The organism is uncultured Thiocystis sp., assembly GCF_903866365.1.
Lineage (GTDB): Bacteria > Pseudomonadota > Gammaproteobacteria > Chromatiales > Chromatiaceae > Chromatium.
Map to the genome: position 1 here is coordinate 1 of NZ_CAIPNF010000234.1, position 3,074 is coordinate 3,074.

General features: G+C 61.8%; 5 protein-coding genes. All 5 read right to left on the bottom strand.

Annotated features, from left to right (window positions below):
* The coding region (locus tag QZY07_RS13050; RefSeq protein WP_295403329.1) for an efflux RND transporter periplasmic adaptor subunit at positions 1–726 on the bottom strand (726 nt) is incomplete at its 3' end.
* An 18-nt stretch (positions 727–744) separates the two neighbouring features.
* Positions 745–999 carry a hypothetical protein gene (locus QZY07_RS13055; protein WP_295403332.1) on the bottom strand — a complete coding sequence of 85 codons (255 nt, stop codon included), beginning with the start codon at positions 997–999 and terminating at the stop codon, positions 745–747.
* Positions 1,000–1,071: 72 nt separating this feature from the next.
* Positions 1,072–1,641: a carboxypeptidase regulatory-like domain-containing protein gene (locus tag QZY07_RS13060; RefSeq protein ID WP_295403334.1), complete on the bottom strand. Its 570-nt coding sequence runs from the start codon at positions 1,639–1,641 to the stop codon at positions 1,072–1,074.
* 241 nt (positions 1,642–1,882) lie between these two features.
* Positions 1,883–2,416 (bottom strand): pilus assembly protein, encoded by a 534-nt coding sequence (locus QZY07_RS13065; RefSeq protein WP_295403336.1) that lies wholly within the window; start codon positions 2,414–2,416, stop codon positions 1,883–1,885.
* Positions 2,417–2,548: 132 nt separating this feature from the next.
* On the bottom strand, positions 2,549–3,037 hold the full coding sequence (locus QZY07_RS13070) for a BON domain-containing protein (RefSeq protein ID WP_295403340.1): 489 nt from the start codon (positions 3,035–3,037) through the stop codon (positions 2,549–2,551).
* Positions 3,038–3,074 lie beyond the last annotated feature (37 nt).

A 3,074-nucleotide genomic window follows, 5' to 3' on the forward strand; every position in this document is an offset into this window, starting at 1 on the left:
GAGGCGGATGCGCACCCGGAAGGTGCGCGCGACCGGATCGCCCTTGGGGGTGATCTGGCTGACCTCGCCATCGAACACCTGGTCCGGCAAGGCGTCCGCATGCAGGACGACTTTCTGCCCGACTCGGACCCGTGGAATGTCTTCCTCGTCCACGTCCGCCGTGACCCGCAGCGGCGCGCAGCAGGAGAGAGTGAAGACCGCCTGACCGGCCGGGATAAACTGACCGACCTCACCGTCGCGCCGAATGATGAGGCCATCGGCGGGCGAGCTGAGCGTCAGGAAACCGCGTTGCGCCTTGGCGCGCCTCAGCACCGCCTCGGCCGCCTCCAACTCGGCACGCGCCTGGTCGAGATCGACGGCGGCCACGACCTTGCGCTGCGCCAGTTCCTGCATGCGCTGGAGATTCAGACGCGCCAAGCGCGCCCGCGCATCAAGCTCCTGCACGGTATTGGCCAAGTCGGCGTCATCGAGCCGAGCCAGCGTTTGTCCCTTGCGGACCTGGTCGCCCTCGTCGACCGGCAGCTCGATCAGATTTCCCGCCGCCCGCGAGGCGATCGGCAGCATCACCGAGGGTTCCACGGTGCCGGTGGCGTAGATCGCTTCGACGGCTGGACCGCGTGTTGGATAAACGACGGTGACGGCGACCGGGGACTCGCGCCACCAGAGCCAGCCGCCGATGGACATCACCACAATGATCGTGAGCGTCAAACTCCATTTTTTGCTCATGGAGAATCGGTGCGGCCTTTATCCGACACTATCGAGATCAGACGCGGTGTCCCCGCCGATGCGTCCGGCAACATCATCCAGCAAGCCGAGAACCTCTTGCCGGAGCGACCGATTGGCCTTCCACATCTCGGTCAATGGCGATTGCAAGACGGTCTCCAAGCACGGCTCACGGCGGATCGCCGCGCGCAGATTGGCCATGCCGACCGTGCTGCTCTGATATTCCTCGCAGACGCCCAGCAGGATCGATAGTTGCTTCGACCAGTCCCTGTCCAAGCGCGTGCTTGTCCGTGGTATGGCGAGGCGTGGAACAACCTTGGTACGAGCCTGGATCATCATCATGGTGTCCTACCGTGTCCAATAAAAGGATTGGTTTACCGCCCCGCGTGCCGACAGGGTCACGCGACGGGTCTGCACCTGACCGGCGCGATCAAGGGTTAGAGTGTAACGACCTGGCGGAAGACGGGCATAAAAAAACGGACCTTTGGAGACGGCCGTGAGCCGATGTTGACCGCCGACCTCATCAATTTGCACCTGGACGTTGGACAGATACTCACCCGAGCCGCGCACGGCGAACAGGAGCCGCAGGTTGTATTGAGACTTGACCCGCGCCAGCTCATCGCGCTCGGAGACGCCCACCCCGCCGCTGGTATAGGGGATCCCCTGCGACGATTCGGGGGCGGTGACCGCCTCGGCTGTCGCGTGCGGTCGGGAGACCACAGCGCCACCAGGCGAGACGACGCTTCCCTCGGGAACCACCGTCCCCTCGGGCAGGACGGTGCCCTTGGGCGCAATCGCCCATTCGGTCGGCATCCGTTTGATCGCTCCGGTTGCGGGGGGCTGTGCCAGCGTGCGCGCGCTAAAGACGCCAACGGCGAGCAGCGTCACCAGCAAGCCGGTCGTGGTTCGTTGTGTCATCGCCATCTCCACCTGGTTTCTGAGGAATCAAAACCGCCGCCAACGCGGAACGCCCGGAAAGCGACAAAACCGCGTCGGCCGCGACGTTTAGGTGATTTCCTGAAAACAATCTACCCAACGAGAGAGGCTCTTAATCGACAGGATTAACAGGATTTCGCAGGATGAACAGGATAAAAGTCATTGTTTTTAATCCTGTCCATTTGAAGCGTTGATTCCGGTAGAAACTTCCCCGGAAATCGCCTTAGCGGTCGCTGCCAGGATGCTTCCGGCTCCGGTCCTGGATGTTCGCACGCTGCTCATCGGTCAGGACCGCCGCGATGCCCTCGCGCAGTTGGGTCCGGGTCAGCTCCGGATTCGCCTGCTGGGCGTCGAACAGGGCCTTGATCTGGATCACCTGGTCGTCGGTGAGATCGAGTCGGTCAGTCATCCGGTCCAGATCGCGCTCCATGCGCGTCTGCATCATGTCCTCGCGTTTGGCCCGCTGGGCGTCAGTCAGCACGGCAGTGATCTGTTTGCGGGTGTCGAGGCGCTGCTGATCGCGCTGGGCTTGTTCGGCCGCCATGATCTTGCGAATCTCCGTTTGCTGCGCCTCGGTCAGATCGAGATCCTTGGCCATCCGCTCGATGTGCGTCCCAACGCGCTGACTGGGATCCGGACGCCAGCCTTCGTCGGATCGGGCATAGGCCGTGTCGGCGCCCACGAACGATGCGCCGAGGAGCAGACCGGCGGCGACGACGATACCTGTGAGTCCGGTAAGAATGCGGTCGTGATGCATGATGAAACTTCCTTGATGGTGTCTTGAATGGTGGTTCAGATGATCTCTGAGCCGATGGCATCCCTGCCCGGTTGAGACGCTCTCCGCGTTCCTGCGGAGCTTGTTGATAGACCGCCTGGAGGTCTAACCCGCTTATTTGACGACGAGGTTGTTCTCGACCGAGGTCACATTCTGGGTGCCGCGGGCCAAGTCCACTGCTCGGTCGATACTCAACTGAGCATCAACGGTGCCGCTCAACGTCACGACACCCTTCGTGGTGGTGACGTGAATCTGAAAGACTTTCAGCGCCGGGTCGCGCAGGATATCCGCCTTGATCTTGGCAGTGATCCCCGAGTCGTCCATATAGTCCCCGGTTCGTTCGGCGCTCTCGCTCAGCGACGCCTTCGCCTCGTCCATCTTGTTGCTGGCTTTTTCAGCCGCTTGATCCAGTTTTTTTCCGGCTTCTTCAGCCGTTCCTTCTTGCCGACAGCCGACGACCCCGAGCGCGAACGACAGGAAGGCGATCAGGAACAGACTCGAATGGCACTGAGATAAGGCCAACCACTTGAGTTGGCGAGAAATATCGATGGGGGCAGGATGCCTCGAATGGTACGCTAGAGGTTGCGAATCCACAGCAACCACCCGAGGATCCAGCCCAGATGTATCCTAACCATCGCCC